Annotated in this window: 18 protein-coding genes and 1 tRNA gene; 8 read left to right on the forward strand and 11 right to left on the reverse strand. The window is 67.9% G+C overall.

Annotated features, from left to right (window positions below; translation table 11 throughout):
- The first annotated feature begins 33 nt into the window (after window positions 1-33).
- The 4 genes from pstC (at window position 34) to ACWGO6_RS09570 (ending at window position 4,008) form a co-directional block, all read left to right on the forward strand.
- Window positions 34-1,011, forward strand: a complete 978-nt coding sequence (gene pstC, locus ACWGO6_RS09555; RefSeq protein WP_376100447.1) for a phosphate ABC transporter permease subunit PstC — start codon at window positions 34-36, stop codon at window positions 1,009-1,011.
- Between the two features lies 1 nt (window position 1,012).
- On the forward strand, window positions 1,013-2,110 hold the full coding sequence (gene pstA, locus ACWGO6_RS09560) for a phosphate ABC transporter permease PstA (protein ID WP_136041180.1): 1,098 nt from the start codon (window positions 1,013-1,015) through the stop codon (window positions 2,108-2,110).
- A gap of 29 nt (window positions 2,111-2,139) precedes the next feature.
- Window positions 2,140-2,919, forward strand: a complete 780-nt coding sequence (gene pstB, locus ACWGO6_RS09565; RefSeq protein WP_116635803.1) for a phosphate ABC transporter ATP-binding protein PstB — start codon at window positions 2,140-2,142, stop codon at window positions 2,917-2,919.
- A gap of 270 nt (window positions 2,920-3,189) precedes the next feature.
- A complete protein-coding gene (locus tag ACWGO6_RS09570; RefSeq protein WP_452326565.1) occupies window positions 3,190-4,008 on the forward strand; it encodes a DUF559 domain-containing protein in 819 nt (272 codons plus the stop codon).
- A gap of 171 nt (window positions 4,009-4,179) precedes the next feature.
- Here the strand turns inward: ACWGO6_RS09570 and ACWGO6_RS09575 are convergent, their stop codons facing one another.
- The 5 genes from ACWGO6_RS09575 to ACWGO6_RS09595 all read right to left on the reverse strand — a co-directional run bounded on the left by ACWGO6_RS09575 (window position 4,180) and on the right by ACWGO6_RS09595 (window position 9,082).
- The gene (locus ACWGO6_RS09575; protein WP_452326566.1) at window positions 4,180-5,064 is read right to left on the reverse strand and encodes an aminodeoxychorismate lyase; all 885 of its coding nucleotides are present in this window, start codon (window positions 5,062-5,064) and stop codon (window positions 4,180-4,182) included.
- A gap of 179 nt (window positions 5,065-5,243) precedes the next feature.
- Entirely contained in the window at window positions 5,244-5,873 is a 630-nt protein-coding gene (locus ACWGO6_RS09580; RefSeq protein ID WP_136040579.1) for a DNA-directed RNA polymerase subunit beta, read from the reverse strand.
- 29 nt (window positions 5,874-5,902) lie between these two features.
- Window positions 5,903-6,742 carry an anti-sigma factor gene (locus tag ACWGO6_RS09585; protein ID WP_452326567.1) on the reverse strand — a complete coding sequence of 280 codons (840 nt, stop codon included), beginning with the start codon at window positions 6,740-6,742 and terminating at the stop codon, window positions 5,903-5,905.
- Entirely contained in the window at window positions 6,739-7,338 is a 600-nt protein-coding gene (gene sigK / locus ACWGO6_RS09590) for an ECF RNA polymerase sigma factor SigK (RefSeq protein WP_376100463.1), read from the reverse strand. Before sigK ends, ACWGO6_RS09585 begins: the two co-directional genes overlap by 4 nt.
- A gap of 31 nt (window positions 7,339-7,369) precedes the next feature.
- The gene (locus ACWGO6_RS09595) at window positions 7,370-9,082 is read right to left on the reverse strand and encodes a cytochrome c biogenesis protein DipZ (RefSeq protein ID WP_452326568.1); all 1,713 of its coding nucleotides are present in this window, start codon (window positions 9,080-9,082) and stop codon (window positions 7,370-7,372) included.
- Between the two features lie 164 nt (window positions 9,083-9,246).
- Between ACWGO6_RS09595 and ACWGO6_RS09600 the strand changes: the two genes are divergently transcribed.
- Both ACWGO6_RS09600 and ACWGO6_RS09605 read left to right on the forward strand, forming a co-directional pair.
- Complete coding sequence (locus ACWGO6_RS09600; RefSeq protein WP_136040576.1) at window positions 9,247-9,909, forward strand: fasciclin domain-containing protein; 663 nt, start codon at window positions 9,247-9,249, stop codon at window positions 9,907-9,909.
- A 134-nt stretch (window positions 9,910-10,043) separates the two neighbouring features.
- Window positions 10,044-10,116 (forward strand) — tRNA-Lys (locus ACWGO6_RS09605).
- A 28-nt stretch (window positions 10,117-10,144) separates the two neighbouring features.
- Here the strand turns inward: ACWGO6_RS09605 and ACWGO6_RS09610 are convergent.
- Entirely contained in the window at window positions 10,145-10,609 is a 465-nt protein-coding gene (locus ACWGO6_RS09610; RefSeq protein WP_452326569.1) for a hypothetical protein, read from the reverse strand.
- A 174-nt stretch (window positions 10,610-10,783) separates the two neighbouring features.
- Between ACWGO6_RS09610 and ACWGO6_RS09615 the strand changes: the two genes are divergently transcribed.
- The gene (locus tag ACWGO6_RS09615; RefSeq protein ID WP_376100474.1) at window positions 10,784-11,329 is read left to right on the forward strand and encodes a type 1 glutamine amidotransferase domain-containing protein; all 546 of its coding nucleotides are present in this window, start codon (window positions 10,784-10,786) and stop codon (window positions 11,327-11,329) included.
- Between the two features lie 8 nt (window positions 11,330-11,337).
- On the opposite strand, the gene ACWGO6_RS09620 is transcribed toward ACWGO6_RS09615, so the two are convergent.
- Both ACWGO6_RS09620 and ACWGO6_RS09625 read right to left on the reverse strand, forming a co-directional pair.
- Window positions 11,338-12,282, reverse strand: coding sequence for a DUF1254 domain-containing protein (locus ACWGO6_RS09620; RefSeq protein ID WP_136040573.1), 945 nt, complete (start codon window positions 12,280-12,282; stop codon window positions 11,338-11,340).
- A 72-nt stretch (window positions 12,283-12,354) separates the two neighbouring features.
- Complete coding sequence (locus ACWGO6_RS09625) at window positions 12,355-12,870, reverse strand: CGNR zinc finger domain-containing protein (RefSeq protein WP_136040572.1); 516 nt, start codon at window positions 12,868-12,870, stop codon at window positions 12,355-12,357.
- 25 nt (window positions 12,871-12,895) lie between these two features.
- Between ACWGO6_RS09625 and ACWGO6_RS09630 the strand changes: the two genes are divergently transcribed.
- Window positions 12,896-13,111, forward strand: coding sequence for a hypothetical protein (locus tag ACWGO6_RS09630; RefSeq protein ID WP_452326570.1), 216 nt, complete (start codon window positions 12,896-12,898; stop codon window positions 13,109-13,111).
- A gap of 3 nt (window positions 13,112-13,114) precedes the next feature.
- Here the strand turns inward: ACWGO6_RS09630 and ACWGO6_RS09635 are convergent, their stop codons facing one another.
- From ACWGO6_RS09635 to ACWGO6_RS09645, 3 genes are read right to left on the reverse strand one after another with little or no spacing between them, the layout of a single operon-like run.
- Window positions 13,115-13,747, reverse strand: a complete 633-nt coding sequence (locus ACWGO6_RS09635; protein WP_452326571.1) for a M23 family metallopeptidase — start codon at window positions 13,745-13,747, stop codon at window positions 13,115-13,117.
- On the reverse strand, window positions 13,744-14,277 hold the full coding sequence (locus ACWGO6_RS09640) for a DUF1697 domain-containing protein (protein ID WP_136040569.1): 534 nt from the start codon (window positions 14,275-14,277) through the stop codon (window positions 13,744-13,746). The genes ACWGO6_RS09635 and ACWGO6_RS09640 overlap by 4 nt, the downstream gene beginning before the upstream one ends.
- Entirely contained in the window at window positions 14,274-14,855 is a 582-nt protein-coding gene (locus ACWGO6_RS09645) for an isochorismatase family protein (RefSeq protein ID WP_136040568.1), read from the reverse strand. Before ACWGO6_RS09645 ends, ACWGO6_RS09640 begins: the two co-directional genes overlap by 4 nt.
- Between the last annotated feature and the right edge of the window lie 58 nt (window positions 14,856-14,913).

Consider the following 14,913-nt stretch of genomic DNA (forward strand, 5'->3'; position numbering starts at 1 on the left):
ATCCATATCGACCCGGCCCGAAACAGGGAGATCATGAGCACGACCGCGCAGGCGCCCACACCGGCACCGATCAAGGCGCCGCCCGCACCGATCAAGGCGAAGCAGCGACTGGGCGACCGGGTCTTCTCGGGCACCGCGCTCGGGGCGGGGATCATCATCCTCATCGTCCTCGCGCTCGTCGCCGCCTTCCTCTTCATCCAGAGCCTTCCGGCGTTCCAGCTCGACACCACCGACAACCACATCCTCAAGGGCGAATCCTTCTGGGTGTACGTGTGGCCGCTGGTCTTCGGCACGCTCTGGGCCTCGTTCATCGCCCTGCTCATCGCCGCCCCGATCGCCATCGGCATCGCGCTGTTCATCTCGCACTACGCGCACCGGCGACTCGCAGCCTTCCTCGGCTACGTCATCGACCTCCTCGCCGCCGTGCCTTCCGTGGTGTTCGGTCTCTGGGGCGGCCTGGTGCTCGCTCCCCTGCTGCAGCCCATCTACGCCTGGTTGAACACGAACGCCTCCTGGGTCCCCTTCTTCGGCGGCCAGGTCTCGTCCACCGGCAAGACGATCCTCACCGCCGCCCTCGTGCTCGCGGTGATGTGCATCCCGATCATGACGGCCATCTGCCGAGAGGTCTTCCTGCAGACGCCGAAGCTCCATGAGGAAGCAGCCCTCGCGCTCGGCTCCACCCGGTGGGAGATGGTCCGCATGGCCGTGCTCCCCTTCGCACGCGGCGGCATGGTGTCGGCAGCGATGCTGGCTCTCGGCCGCGCACTCGGCGAGACCATGGCCGTGACCATGGTGCTCTCCCCCTCGGCCGTCGTCAGCTTCCTGGTGCTCACCGCCACCAACCCCACGCCGATCCCCGCCAACATCGCTCTGGCCTTCCCCGAAGCGCACGGCACCGGTGTCAACACGCTGATCGCGACCGGCCTCATCCTCTTCGTCGTGACCTTCGCGGTCAATGCGCTGGCGCGCTGGATCGTCGCCCGCCGCGCCGAGTTCTCGGGAGCGAACTGACATGACCACCCTCACCGCCGCTCCCACCGCGTCCGGCACGGCGTCCCTCACCTCCGGCAAGCTGCCGAAGTGGGCTCCGTGGGCCCTGCTCGCGGCATCCTTCGCCATCTCCGCCGCGATCTTCGGGGTCGCTGCGGCCGCCGCCGGGTCCAGCCTCGCCGACTTCAACATCGTCGGCACCGCGATCGTCGGCATCCTGCTCTACATGATCATCATCACGGTGATCTCCTCGATCGCGGAGAGCCGCCGCAAGGCCGTCGACCGACTGATGACGGCCCTCGTCGCCACCGCGTTCCTGATCGCCCTGCTTCCGCTCGTGTCGCTGCTGTGGACGGTCGTGGCCAACGGCATCGAGCGGTTCGACGCCGAGTTCTTCAGCTACTCGATGCGCAACGTCGTCGGCGAGGGCGGCGGCATCGTGCACGCCATCTGGGGCACGCTCCTGATCACCCTGACGGCGACCGTGATCTCGGTGCCGATCGGCCTGATGACCTCGATCTACCTCGTCGAATACGGCCGGGGCAAGATCGCCAAGGCGATCACCTTCTTCGTCGACGTCATGACCGGCATCCCCTCGATCGTGGCCGGTCTGTTCATCTACGCCGTCTTCGCGCTGATCTTCAAGCCCGGCATCTCGATGGGATTCATGGGCGCGCTCGCACTCGCCGTGCTGATGACCCCTGTGGTCGTGCGCGGTAGCGAGGAGCTGCTGCGGATCGTGCCGAACGAGCTTCGCGAGGCGTCCTACGCGCTCGGAGTGCCGAAGTGGCTGACGATCCTCAAGGTCGTGCTGCCGACCTCGATCGCCGGCATCACGACCTCGATCATGCTCGCCATCTCCCGCGTCATCGGCGAGACCGCGCCCCTGCTGCTCACCGCGGGCTTCACGCAGAGCATGAACCTGAACATCTTCAACGGCCAGATGATGACGCTGCCGGTGTTCGCCTACAACCAGTACATGAACCAGGGCACGAGTCCCGATGCCGCCGTCGCGCGCGCCTGGGCCGCCGCCCTCACCCTCATCCTCATCGTCATGGTCCTGAACCTTCTCGCGCGTCTCATCGCGAAGTTGTTCGCCCCGAAGGTCTCCGGCCGCTGAGCGCCCGACCACTCAGAACAGGAATCCACGTGTCCAAGAGCATCGAAGTCAACGACCTCAACGTCTACTACAGCAGCTTCCTCGCGGTGGAGGGCGTCTCCCTCGACATCCAGCCGCGGAGCGTCACCGCCTTCATCGGCCCCTCGGGCTGCGGCAAGTCCACGTTCCTGCGCACCCTGAACCGCATGCACGAGGTCATCCCCGGAGCACGCGTCGAAGGCGAGGTGCTGCTCGACGGCAAGGACCTCTACGGTCCCGGTGTCGACCCGGTGCTCGTGCGCCGTCAGGTCGGCATGGTCTTCCAGCGGCCGAACCCGTTCCCCACGATGTCCATCAAGGAGAACGTGCTCGCAGGCGTGAAGCTCAACAACTCGCGCATGTCCAAGAGCGATCAGGACGCCCTGGTGGAGAAGTCGCTCACCGGTGCGAACCTGTGGAACGAGGTCAAGGACCGCCTCGACCGCCCGGGCTCCGGCCTGTCGGGCGGACAGCAGCAGCGTCTGTGCATCGCGCGCGCGATCGCCGTGTCGCCCGAGGTGCTGCTCATGGACGAGCCGTGCTCGGCCCTCGACCCGATCTCGACCTACGCGATCGAGGAGCTGATCGGCGAGCTCAAGAACGAGTTCACGATCGTGATCGTCACGCACAACATGCAGCAGGCGTCGCGCGTGTCCGACAAGACGGCCTTCTTCAACATCGCCGGCACGGGCAAGCCGGGGAAGCTCATCGAGTACGACGACACCACGAGCATCTTCACGACCCCGTCCGTGCAGGCCACCGAGGACTACGTCTCCGGCCGCTTCGGTTGAGCTGAGGTTCACTGCCACTGCCTTCCGCCACTGCCACTGAAGGGCTCGGGTGTCGCGGCATCCGGGCCCTTCCTGCATGTCCGCCGGCACAGCTTCGGAGATCGGACGATGACACGCCGATGCGAGCATCCACTCTCCGGGGTGTCGCGCGCGATCTCCGAAGTTGTGCTCCTGAATCAACCTTCCTGCACAGGTAGCGAGTCGCCCGTGATCTCCCCGCGTTGCGGGGCCGGGGTCATGATGCGAACCGCGGGCGGGCACTCTCGAAGCATGTGCGGTGCTGCGGGTGATCAGGTGTGGATGTACGGCACGCTGCGTCGGCGGATGCGGCGCGCGGAGATAGCGCGCCTCGCTCGGGACGGCCACCTCATCCACCTGCGCCGTGGCGTCTACGCGAGTTCTGACGCGTGCCGGGATGTTCTCGACGCTGCGGCTCACGGCGGTGTGATCGGCTGCGAGTCAGCCGCGCGGCACCTTGGACTCTGGGTACTCGATTCACCGCAGCTGCATGTCTGGATGTACGGCGACCGCCATCAGTACACGCACGGCGACGAACCGTGTTCCTGCATCGCGCATTGGGACGACGCTCCGCGCGCATCGGCGTTCGCGCTCCCTTCGGTCCCGCGAGTACTGTGGCAGATCTTCCGATGTCGCGGCGAAGAGCGCTTCTTCGTCGCGCTTGAGTCCGCGCGGCGGCAAGGTCTGATCGACGCGTCCGGTCTGCGGTGGTTGCGACAGGCGCTGGGAAGGAAAGGCCGAGATCTGGTGGCGTTCTCTCGCACGGACTCGGACAGCGGATTGGAGTCGCTGCTTCGGCTGAGGCTGCGCGCATACGGCTGGAATGTCCGCACCCAGGTGTGGATCGTCGGTACGGGTCGTGTGGACCTCCTCATCGGGGATTGGCTCATCGTCGAAGCAGATGGCCGGGCGAATCACGATCCTCGCTCCCTCCGTCACAAGGACTTGGTCCGAGATGCCAACGCCGCCGCGTGGGGGCACGCGACGCTGCGATTCGACTACGCGATGATCGTGCGCGATTGGGATCTCGTCGAGCGCGCGATCGTCGAGACCCTACGGCAGCGCCGCTGACACGACCCCTCCCGCGGCATCCGTCCGGCGACACAACTTCGGATCTCGTGGCCGACACCCCGTTGGCTGGAGCCGATCCTCGGCGCGTCGACGACGATCTCCGAAGTTGTGTCGCAGAGGGGGTGGGGTGGGGGGTGGGACGGAGGGGGCGGAGGGGTGGGGGGACCGGGGTCAGTCGCGCGGGGAGAGGAGGTAGCGGTTCAGGTCGGTGGTCAAGGCGTGGTCGACCGGGAGGGTCTCGCCGTCGACGGCGGTGATGGCCGCGGCGAGGCGGACGCTCGACACCAGCCACGCGGCATCCGCCGTGGCCAGATCCGTCGCCGGGATGCGGTCGTATCCGACCTCGAAGCCCTGGTCGGCGAGATGCTCGTACACGCTGAGCTGCGTCGTACCGTGGAGGATGCCACCGTTGGGAGCGGGGGTGACGAAGCGATCACCGAATCGGAGGATCAGCGAAGCCGTCGGAGCCTCCAGCACGAAGCCGTCGCTCGACAGGAAGATCGCATCATCCGCGCCGCGCCGTCGGGCCTCCCGCAGTGCAGCCATGTTCACCGCGTACGACAGCGTCTTCGCTCCCAGCAGCAGCCACGGCGCCCGCTCGGCCGCGCCCAGGTCGTACCCGCGGTCGAGGGTGACCACGCGCACGCCGTTCTCGCGCACAGCGGAGAAATCGGATGCCGGCGCCGCCGTCACCCATGCCGTCGGTGTGGGCCCGTGCTCGACGCCCCGGCTGAGGATGAGCTTGATCACCGATTCTCCCGCGCCGAGCTGAGCGGCCGCTCGGTCGATGGCCTGGCGCCATTGCGCGAGGTTCGGCACCGGCAGGTCGCACAGGCGTGCCGAGTGCGCGAGACGCTCGAGGTGCGGGACGACCTCCTGCGCGTGGCCGTCGACCACACCGATCGACTCGAACACGCCGTCACCGCGCTGCGTGCTCAGCTCCCCCACACTGAGCGCGGGAGCGGCGGCATCCACCTGGGTGAACGTGTCGGCATAGTCGGAGCGCGGCTCTTCGGCGGCCACGGGATCGATCATGAGTGCGAAACGCCCGGTCATGATCCGAGCCTAGAGGGCGGGAATACCCATGGCCGCATCGCGTTACAATTGAACGGCCGGGCCGCATAACCCCGGGCTCCATTTTTCGCCGCTACGAGCGGCCTTCCGCCGAGAGGCGTTTTTGCGGCCCGGTCTTTTCTTGCCCGGTTGCTTTCTGCCCGGCCGAGCAGATGCCGGTCTCAGCTCAGTGCGCCCGTGCGCCACAGCACGGCGGCGGCCGCCAGATCCTGCGCGTAGCTGCTGAGTCGGAGCGCTCGCGCCGTCAGCTCGCTGGCCCGCGCCGGTTCGGTCGGCTCGTAGTCATCGGCGGTGTGGGTCGCCCCCGAGGCCTGCACGCGACAGAACGCGGCGGCCCGGTCGAGAGCGACGGCGAAGTCACCGCGGAACGCCCCGCGCAGAATCGTGTCGATGAGCGCGACGAGCTCGTCCGGGCTCGCCGGCACCGGGGCTCCGGCGATCACGACGTCGGCCGAAGCCAGCTCCACCCGCCCGCGGTCGTACAGCAGCGCCGCTGTGCGGGAGTCGGCGTGGATCGCCAGTTGCAGCACGTACAGGCGCCACAGAGCGCCGGGAAGCGTGCGAGACGGCGCCTTGGACCAGAGCTCCGCGATCTCATCGATGCCGTGCTCGGAGGTGAACGCGACGAGCCGCTCCGCGCTGGCGCCGCTCTCGTCCGCGCGCACGCGGGTCAGCAGAGCGGATGCCGTGGCGTGCGCGACCCGGGTCTCCTCGGCGGGATCGTGCGCGCCGACGATGTTGTCGAAGGAGGAGGTCGGTCGACGCACAGGGCGGTGGTGCTGCTCGGGCATCCCTCCAGGGTACGCGCGATCAGCGGCGTTCAGGCCGTGGGGATGACGATCACCGGGTCGGACGTCGGCTGCCCGGTCGGCGATCCGCCGGCCTGCTCGACCGTGACCGCGATCGCATCGCCCGCCTGCATGTCGCCGTCGAGCAGGGCGGTCGCATCTCCGCCGTCGACATCGAACACGCCTGCCGAGACGGGAGCGTCACCGCGCACGAACCAGAGTTCGTAGGTCTCGCCCTCCCCCGGACTCGGGAGCCCGTCGGCCACGAGCACGGCCTTTCCGACCGAGCCCGACCAGTGCGCCGTCGCCGTCCCGCCGTCATCGAGCTCGACCGTCGCCTGCTCGGCGTCTCCGGCCGCTTCGATCTCCTGCAGGGCGACCACGCTCGCGGGGCGGTTGAGCTGCTGGTTCAGGGCGACCGCGCCGACGCCGACACCGACGAGGACCGCGAGGCATGCAGCCAACGCGAAGACCGCGCGACCCCAACGGTGCGGCTTCCGCGTCGGAACCTCGGCGGCGGTCTCTTCCGCTGCACGACTCTCGGCCGCGGGTGCGGCCGCGGGTGCGGCCGCGGGTGCGGCCGCGGACGCGGGTTCCGGTGCAGGAGCGGCCGCACGCGGCTCGTCTGCGTACGGTGCGCTCCCCTGCGGCGTCGTGGCGATCTGGGCGAGCAGAGCCGATCGGATGCTCGCGGGTGGATCGACCGTCGCGGCCGTCTCGGCGAGCAGACCGGCCGCAGCGGCATCCGCCTCGACGATGGTCTGCCACTCGGGGTGTGCCGCGAGCGCATCACGGAAACGGCGCTCGTCTTCTGCCGAAAGCGCGTGCAGGGCGGCACCTGCCGCGAGCTCTGCGAATTCGTTCTCGTTCATGCCGTCACCCCCATCGCCGTGCGCAGACGGGTCAGCCCGTCTCGCATCCGTGTCTTTATCGTCCCCAGCGGCGCGCCCACCAGGGCCGCGATCTCGTTCTGACTGTAACCGCCGTAGTAGGCGAGGACGAGTGCCTCGCGCTGCACCTCAGGAAGCCCCGAGAGAGCGTCGACGACCTTCTCGCCTTCGATCCCCAACTCCACCTGCTCTGCCACGCTGTCGTGTGCCACTCCGATGTCCTTGAACCCGGCCCGCACATCGCGGTCGGCGCTCGACTGCGATGCCCGCACCCGGTCGACGGCCCGACGATGTGCGATCGTCATGACCCACGTTCGTCCTTGACCTCTGTTCGGAGCGAAGCGGGAAGCGGATTGCCAGATCTCCAGGAAGACCTCCTGCAGGACTTCCTCGCTCTGCGCCCGGTTCACCAGCACGCGGAGGATCAGCCCGAACGCGCGGGAGGAGAGGGCGTCGTAGAGCGCCGCGAACGCAGCCTGATCACCGTCGGCGACGCGCACGATGAGGTCGCCGACGGCATCCTGCGTCGCACCGTCCTCCGGGACGTCCATTCCGTCGATGACCATCTCCACAAGCATGCCGCATCTCCTCTCCTTACCCGCGCAGACGTCACCCGAATGTGAAGGAATAGACCTGGATCCCCGGCGGCACGTCGAGCGTGAGGGTGCCTTCGTCGATGTCGTCCTGCTTCAGCAGCTCGTAGGAGCGTGGAGTCCCGTCGACCGCGATGGTCTCCGTCGAGCCCTCATCGCGGCGGAGCTCGATGTCTCCCGTCCCGGCGACCACGACCCGCACCTCGGCGGCGTGATACTCGAGGCTGATCCGGCCGTCGTCGCCCTCGGGCGTCGCGAACTGCGTCTCGATCGTCCAGTCGCCGTCGAGCGCGAAGCTGTCGGCCGGCTGATCCTTCGGGGTCGTGTACGCATTCGTCCCGGCGCGGTAGTCGCCGTCGCCGCCGTAGTTCACGTCTTTCGACGAGCCGAGGAAGGTCTCCCTCGTCGTCGACCCCACATCCGGCGTGTCATCCTCGACGTCCGTCGCGGCGGGCAGTTCCACGGAGGGATCCGCGTCCTTCAGCAGCTCCCGGATCATCGACTCGGTCGCGGCGTAGTTGCCCTCGCCGAACGAGATGTGACGCACGGTTCCCTCCGCATCGATCAGGTAGTGGGCGGGCCAGTAGCGGTTGCGGTAGTTCGTCCATGTCGACAGGTTGTTGTCGAGGGCGACGGGGTACTCGATGCCGAAGTCGCGGGCACCGGCTGCCACGTTGCCCGGATCCTTCTCGAAGGCGTACTCCGGAGAGTGGATGCCGATCACCTGGAGACCCGCATCGCGGTATGTCTCATCCCAGGCCACGACGTGCGGGAGGGAGCGCTGGCAGTTGATGCACGAGTACGCCCAGAAGTCGATCAGCACCACCTGGCCGCGCAGATCCTTCAGGTCGAGTGCCTCGCCGTTCGGCGTGTTCTGCCACTCCTGGATGCCCTTGATCGACGGGGCCGTGCCGCACGATTCCAGCTCTTCCGCGCCGTTGGTGCACTTGTCGAGGTCTTTGTTCTCGTCGTTGACGAGTCCGCCGAGATCGAGGGCGTCCTTCACCTGGTCGGAGTCGGCGATCTGCTCCTGCAGGGGCGCGGTGTAGTCCGGGAGCAGACGCTGCAGGGCCTGGGGCACGTTGAACACGAGGCCGACGGCCAGCGCGATCATCGCGACACCCGCGGCGATGCGCAGTCCGCGCTCCTTCGAGCGGAACGAGCGGATGCGCTCGACGACGCTGCGACCGGCGAGCGCGAAGATCAGCAGCGGCACAGCCACCCCGATCGAGAACGACACGGTGAGGAGCACGGTGCCGATGCCGATCTGTCCGGTGGAGCCCGCGACGATGATGGCGGCGAGCACGGGGCCGGCGCACGGCACGAACACCGCGCCGAGCGCGAGGCCCACGCCGAAGCCACTCCCCCGGTTCTTCACCTCGCGCTGGCCGAACCGCTGGAACGGCCGCTCGAGGATGTGCTGGAACCTCGGCACGATGAGCCCGACGCCGATGATGATCAGCACCGCGATGCCGACCCAGCGGATGATGTCCTGCGGCAGGTTCAGCAGACCGAGCAGCAGGGAGCCGCCGAGCGTGACGAGCGTGAAGCTCAGCACCAGTCCGGCGATCACGAAGTAGGGGCGGCTCCGCTTGGCGGGCACCACCTCGTCTTCATAGCGCGCCGACTGCGCGCCCCCGGTGAGGAAGATCACGGGCAGCACGGGCAGGATGCACGGCGAGATGCCGGTGATGAGCCCGCCGAGCAGGCCGATGATGATCAGGTCCATGAGGTCCCCACTTCTGTCGGGAGCTGTTCGCTCCGGGGACGACAACGGATTGGATTCCGTCGATCTGAGAGATTTCTGAGATTTCTCCCATCCGATCTCGAAGGTGCTCCGAACAGCCCTCGACGCCACGGAGAGGCCGTGGCTCAGTTCTGAAGGAGCTCGACATGTTCAGCACCAAGAAGAAGGTCACCGCAGCCATCACCCTCGGCCTGGCGAGCGCGTTCCTGCTCTCCGCCTGTTCGATGGGCAGCGGCAGCACCACGGAGGAGTCCACCGAGCCCAAGACTCCGGAGACGTCGGAGTCGACGCCGATGGAGGAGATGGACCCGGCCGCGAACCTGGTCGGACCCGGTTGCGCCGCCTACGCGGAAGCCGTTCCGGAGGGCGCAGGCTCGATCCAGGGCATGTCCCAGGACCCGGTCGCCGTCGCCGCATCCAACAACCCGATGCTGACCACCCTGGTCGCCGCAGTGAGCGGACAGCTCAACCCCGATGTGAACCTCGTCGACACGCTCAACGGAGACGAGTTCACGGTGTTCGCACCGGTGGATGACGCTTTCGCGAAGATCGACCCCGCCACGATCGAGGCACTTAAGACCGACAGCGAGACGCTGAGCTCGATCCTGACCTACCACGTGGTCCCCGGCCAGATCGAGCCGGCCGACATCGAGGGCATGCACACGACGGTCCAGGGTGCCGACCTCGAGGTCACCGGCAGCGGCGACGAGTGGATGGTCAACGACGCCAAGGTCGTCTGCGGTGGAGTCCAGACCGCGAACGCGACCGTGTACCTGATCGACACGGTCCTGATGCCCCCGGCTTCCTAAGCACGGGATGGCCGGGAGGAGGACCCGGCCGACGACCTTCCCGGGGTAGGGGGAGCCACCCGGGAAGGAAAAGGGGCCGTCGGCGACGTTCTGTCGCCGACGGCCCCTCGTCGTGCGCACTAGACTTTGGGGAGGGGCCTCTAGCTCAGTTGGCAGAGCATCGGACTTTTAATCCGCGGGTCGTGGGTTCGAGCCCCACGGGGCCCACCGTGAAGGCCGCACCTCGGCATCCCTCTCAGGATTCGCCGTCGTGTGTGCCTGCCAGCAGTTCCTCGCGGATGTCGGCCACCCCACTGGGCAGGGACTCGCCTTCGAGTTCGAATGTCGGGGCTTTCGGGGTGCCACCGATCGCGCACACCGCGACGGTGTCCTGGTCGTCCAGCGTCTTGGGGATGACCACGAACCAGAGGGACTTCTCCCCGAGCCATTCGGTGGTCGCCATGTCGGCGAAGTAGGTCGCGTCCGGCGCGAGGCTGCGCGTCCGCTCGGTGCAGAGTTTCACGAGCTGGGACCCGGTGAACTCCGAGGCGGCCTCCGTCGGGTCCGGCGTGGGGGTGGCGGTCTGCGACGGCGTGGGAGTCGGCGACTCCGTGCCGGATGTCTCCGATGCCGACGGCGACGGGCTCGGGGCCGGCTCAGGGGCGCAGGCCGCGAGCAGAACGAGCATCGGCAGGAGGACGAGAGCAGGACGAACGCGCATGTCTGGATGCTACTGCCGGAGCAGCGGAATGCGACGGGAGCGCTCCGGAGACGCGGGCTTCTCCTGTATCACCGGCTCTACATCGCGGCCACCCCCTTCACACTTCGAAGCGTCCGGGAGAGGGTCGACTCATCCGCGATCCGCGGACGACCCTCCACGAAAGGACGACGAACCATGGCTCTCACCGGCAACCGAGTGGCATTTCTGGCGACGGACGGATTCGAGGACAGCGAGCTCACCAGCCCGTGGGATGCGGTGACGGCCGAGGGAGCCAGCGCGACGCTGATCGCTCCCGACGGCGCCGCGATCACCGGGAAGAACGGTCATGAGCAGGCCGTCGATCTGCTCGCCTCCGAGACGACGGCCGATCAGTTCGATGCGCTCGTGCTGCCCGGCGGCGTCGTGAACGCCGACCACCTGCGCCTCGACAAGCCGTCGATCGCCCTGGCGCGGGCCTTCTTCGAGCAGCACAAGCCGGTGGGCGTGATCTGCCACGGGGCCTGGATCCTCATCGAGGCAGGGGTCGTGGACGGGCGGACGCTCACCAGCTACCCGAGCCTGACGACGGATCTCCGCAACGCCGGGGCGACCTGGGTGGACGAAGAGGTCGTGGTCGACGAGGGCCTCGTCTCCAGCCGCACGCCTGACGACCTGCCCGCCTTCAACGCGAAGCTCGTCGAGGAGATCGGCGAGGGGAAGCACTCCGGGCAGACCGCCTGACGGGGCTCTCAGTCAGCCGGCTCCACGGTGGGCGGAGTCCAACCCGACAGCTCGTCGAGCCGCGGCCGGTACAGACGGATCAGCAGATTCCACCCCTCCGGCGTAGGGACCTGGTTGGGACGGTCGTCGTCGAAGTCTCCGAGCCAGACGGTCAGACCCCCATCCGGGTCCTTCACTCCGAACACGTCGTTGACGTTGGTGGCACCCGAAGGTCCGGGCTCGAAATAGCCGTCGCCGTTGTAGACGCTGACGGAGTAGAACGCGTCCGCCGGCACGTCGCGAAGGGTGATCCGGTACCGCCCCGGCGGGAGGTCCGGAAACACGGATACGTACTGAGCCTCGTCGTCGGGCAGACCGCCCCAGCCGGACGCCGTTCCCAGGAGGTGGTGCACGGGGTCGACCTGATCGACGCTCCCGAAGCTCTTCGAGTACCCGGGAAGACCCCGCGCCAGCGCCAGCAGGAGATCCCGCGTCGTCTTGTGCGTGTTCGCGTCGAAGCCCGACGACGTGAAAGGCCTCGCCGACGCGGCTTCGAGGTGCATCCCATCCTGGATGGCGTGGACCTCGGCGATGTCATCGAGATCGGACGGATCGAACAGGGTTCGCGCGGCGACGACCACGAAGTCGGAGCCGAACTCCTCCGTCGTCAGGTCGTAGGTTCCCGACTCGTGCAGCACTCGATTGATGTAGTGGTCCTGGTTGATGACCATGACCGAGACGTACCGGTCGCCGACCGGCGGAAGCCTGAACCGCGCCCCCCGGGAGATGTCGACGATCGCGAACGAGTACAGGGTGTCGCGGTTCTGCCGGATCACGGGCTGGTTCTCGAGCGGGGCGAGCTGCCGATCGTGATAGATCTCGTTCACCGCTCCGGATAGCTGCAGCATGCGGCTGATCATCGCGTCGGTCTCCGCGCGGGCGAAGTTGTCCACATTCACGATCACGTCGGTCACATCGTCTCCTCGTCTTTCCGGCAATCCTGGCAGAGGACGCGGCCGCGAGGTGTGGCCGAAAGTCTCGATCCCTCAGACGCGGGCCCGATGGCGCCGGACGGCGGCGCGGTTCGCGCAGCGCACGGAGCAGAAGCGCTGACGACCGTTGCGGGTCACGTCGGCGACGACGTTCGTGCACGGCTCCGCCTGGCACCTCCCGAGCCTGCTCATCCCCCGCGTGACGAGGTGGAGCGATGTGCCGAGGCTGATGATCGCCCGCAGCACGTACGGCAGCGACGGCACGTCGTCACGGTAGTGCAGGTGCCAGCCTTCGCCGTCGTGGTTCGTGAGCCGCGGATAAGCGGCCGCGGCCGCGAGCTGGCCGTTGAGCAGCAGAGCGCGGGCGTCGGGGTCGGGCTCATCGACGATTGCGAGCCAGTCGTCGATGACCACCCTGACCTGCTCGTGGTCGTCGTCGGCCGGCGGGAAGGTCTGGGTCATGCCCAGTTCGAGGGTGCGCTCCTCGATCCCGGCACGATCGGCCGGCCAGTCGTTGGCCAGCGAGGCAGCCAGCAGCACCGCGTATTCGCCGTAAGGGTTGAGATGCATAAGACCATTACATCACGCTGGAGGCATGACCTCGCAGAACACGCTCCCGATCCCCCGCGTCCGACCCTCGGCAGAGACGCACGAGCATTCCTGGGTCGTCGAGTCCCGGCATCCGACGAGTGAGGGCGTCGTCCTCTACGTGCGGTGTGGGGACTGCGGCATACGCCGCGTCGACCTGCAGTCACACCCGCACACACCGCCGGCCGCGCTGAGTACGGAGGCGGGCGCGGTCCGAGGCTGAGACTCAGGCCTCGACGATCTCACCGTTCCGCGGAACCCACCGGGCACCGCCGAGCCGAGCGAACAGGATCGGGACGCCCCGGGCTTCGCGCCCGAGCGAGTCGGACACCTGAACGTGCACGTGCGGTTCGGTGCTGTTGCCCGAGTTCCCGCACTCGCCCAGCTGCTCGCCGATCGCCACGTTCTGCCCCTGCCTCACGCGGATGCTCCCCCTGCGCAGATGGGCGAGAAGCACGAGTCCGCCGCCCACGCGGACGACCACGTGATTGCCGGCGATCGCCGGAGCACCCCCGCGGATGCGCGACGACTGAGTGAGCGCGTACCCGATCAGCGACAGCGGGGAGCGACGCGCGACGTGGTCGATCTCGCCGTCGTGGAGGGCCACGACCTCGCCCTCCACCGGGCTGAGAATCGGGCGGCCGAACCCCGCGAATGACTCCGGAGCCTCCGTGCCGATCAGACTCGCGAGTGTGCGGGGCGCGCTGCGCCCGTCCGGATCGACAGGCACGAAGTCGATCGCGTGCGATGTGCCGAACAATTCCGTGCCGTGGCTCGGAACGCGGGATGCGGGACTGTTCTGAACCAGCCACCGCCCCGTGAACGGCAGGGCCAGCTCGACGGCATCCGGTGCAATCACGCCGTCAGCTCGATGAGTTTCCGTGTCGTGCGGAGGTTTCGCGCCGTCCCGGCGACGCCCAGTGCCCGATCGAGCACGGCCTTGGTGAGTTTGGTGGAGTGCACACCGCCGCTTCCGTAGTCGATCCACAGGTCGTCCCCGATCAGTGCGAGACGCTCCTCGGGCCGGAGCCGCTCCTCCAACGCCTCGACCGCTCCGTCGGACGGCGGCCCCTCGAGGAACATCGCGTGCACGAACTTCACGTCACCCTCGGGGAACGGCTGGGCGGACTCCGACGCGACCAACTGCGCGTGCGTGCGATGGATGACCGGGGTGTCGACCCCGAACTCCTCCTGGATCGCGGCGCGCACGGCCGCGCATGCGGCATCCGGGTTCTTCGGGGTCGCGCAGATGATGTTGCCGCTCGCGATGTAGGTCGACACGTCGGCGAGTTCGGTCTCGGTCGCCAGAACCTCCCGCAACCGCACCATCGGAACGCTGTTGCGCCCACTGACGTTCACGGCTCGGAGCAGCAGGACGCTGCGGCTCACGCGTCGGCGCTCTCGACCAGTTCTGCTCCCGCGTGCACGAGTTCGGCGAGGGCCGCTTCGCTCGGTTCCGGAGCAACCCCGGCGATGAGGTCGGTCAGAATCCGCACATGGACGCCGTGTGCGATCGCATCCAGTGCAGACGCGCGCACGCAATGGTCGGTGGCGATGCCGACCACATCGGCGCTGAGCACTCCCGCGGCAGTCAGCAGGGCACCGACGGTCTCCCCCGTCTCCGTCTGTCCCTCGAACATCGAATACGCGGGCTTGCCCTGCCCCTTGCGGACGTGGTGCGTCACGGCATCCGTCCCCAGGAGCGGGTCGTACTCCGCGCCTTCGGTGCCCGCGACGCAGTGCACCGGCCACGAGTCGACGAAGTCAGGCGTCTCCGCGAAGTGCCCGCCGTTGTCGCCCTCCGCGTCATGCCAGTCCCGCGAGGCGATGATCACTGCGTAGTCGGAGGAATGCGCGGCGAGGAAGCCCGTGACAGCGGCCGCGACCGCATCACCGCCCGCGACCGCGAGGGCCCCGCCTTCGGTGAAATCGTTCTGGACATCGACGATGAGAAGCGCTCTGCTCATGCTTCGAGGGTACGCCGGAGGAACGGGAAAGGCCCCGTGATGTTCTTCGCATCACGGG

This window comes from Microbacterium sp. NPDC055665 (assembly GCF_053618035.1).

Coding starts and splice junctions, on each gene's coding strand:
- ACWGO6_RS09595 (WP_452326568.1), bottom strand. CDS start 9,082: ATGGACCTGATCATCATCGGCCTGCTCGGCGGGCTCATCACCGGCATC.
- ACWGO6_RS09610 (WP_452326569.1), bottom strand. CDS start 10,609: ATGCGCGTTCGTCCTGCTCTCGTCCTCCTGCCGATGCTCGTTCTGCTC.
- ACWGO6_RS09630 (WP_452326570.1), top strand. CDS start 12,896: ATGACCTCGCAGAACACGCTCCCGATCCCCCGCGTCCGACCCTCGGCA.
- ACWGO6_RS09615 (WP_376100474.1), top strand. CDS start 10,784: ATGGCTCTCACCGGCAACCGAGTGGCATTTCTGGCGACGGACGGATTC.
- pstC (WP_376100447.1), top strand. CDS start 34: ATGAGCACGACCGCGCAGGCGCCCACACCGGCACCGATCAAGGCGCCG.
- sigK (WP_376100463.1), bottom strand. CDS start 7,338: ATGCTTGTGGAGATGGTCATCGACGGAATGGACGTCCCGGAGGACGGT.
- ACWGO6_RS09625 (WP_136040572.1), bottom strand. CDS start 12,870: ATGCATCTCAACCCTTACGGCGAATACGCGGTGCTGCTGGCTGCCTCG.
- ACWGO6_RS09580 (WP_136040579.1), bottom strand. CDS start 5,873: ATGCCCGAGCAGCACCACCGCCCTGTGCGTCGACCGACCTCCTCCTTC.
- ACWGO6_RS09645 (WP_136040568.1), bottom strand. CDS start 14,855: ATGAGCAGAGCGCTTCTCATCGTCGATGTCCAGAACGATTTCACCGAA.
- ACWGO6_RS09600 (WP_136040576.1), top strand. CDS start 9,247: ATGTTCAGCACCAAGAAGAAGGTCACCGCAGCCATCACCCTCGGCCTG.
- ACWGO6_RS09575 (WP_452326566.1), bottom strand. CDS start 5,064: ATGACCGGGCGTTTCGCACTCATGATCGATCCCGTGGCCGCCGAAGAG.
- ACWGO6_RS09570 (WP_452326565.1), top strand. CDS start 3,190: ATGTGCGGTGCTGCGGGTGATCAGGTGTGGATGTACGGCACGCTGCGT.
- ACWGO6_RS09585 (WP_452326567.1), bottom strand. CDS start 6,742: ATGAACGAGAACGAATTCGCAGAGCTCGCGGCAGGTGCCGCCCTGCAC.
- pstA (WP_136041180.1), top strand. CDS start 1,013: ATGACCACCCTCACCGCCGCTCCCACCGCGTCCGGCACGGCGTCCCTC.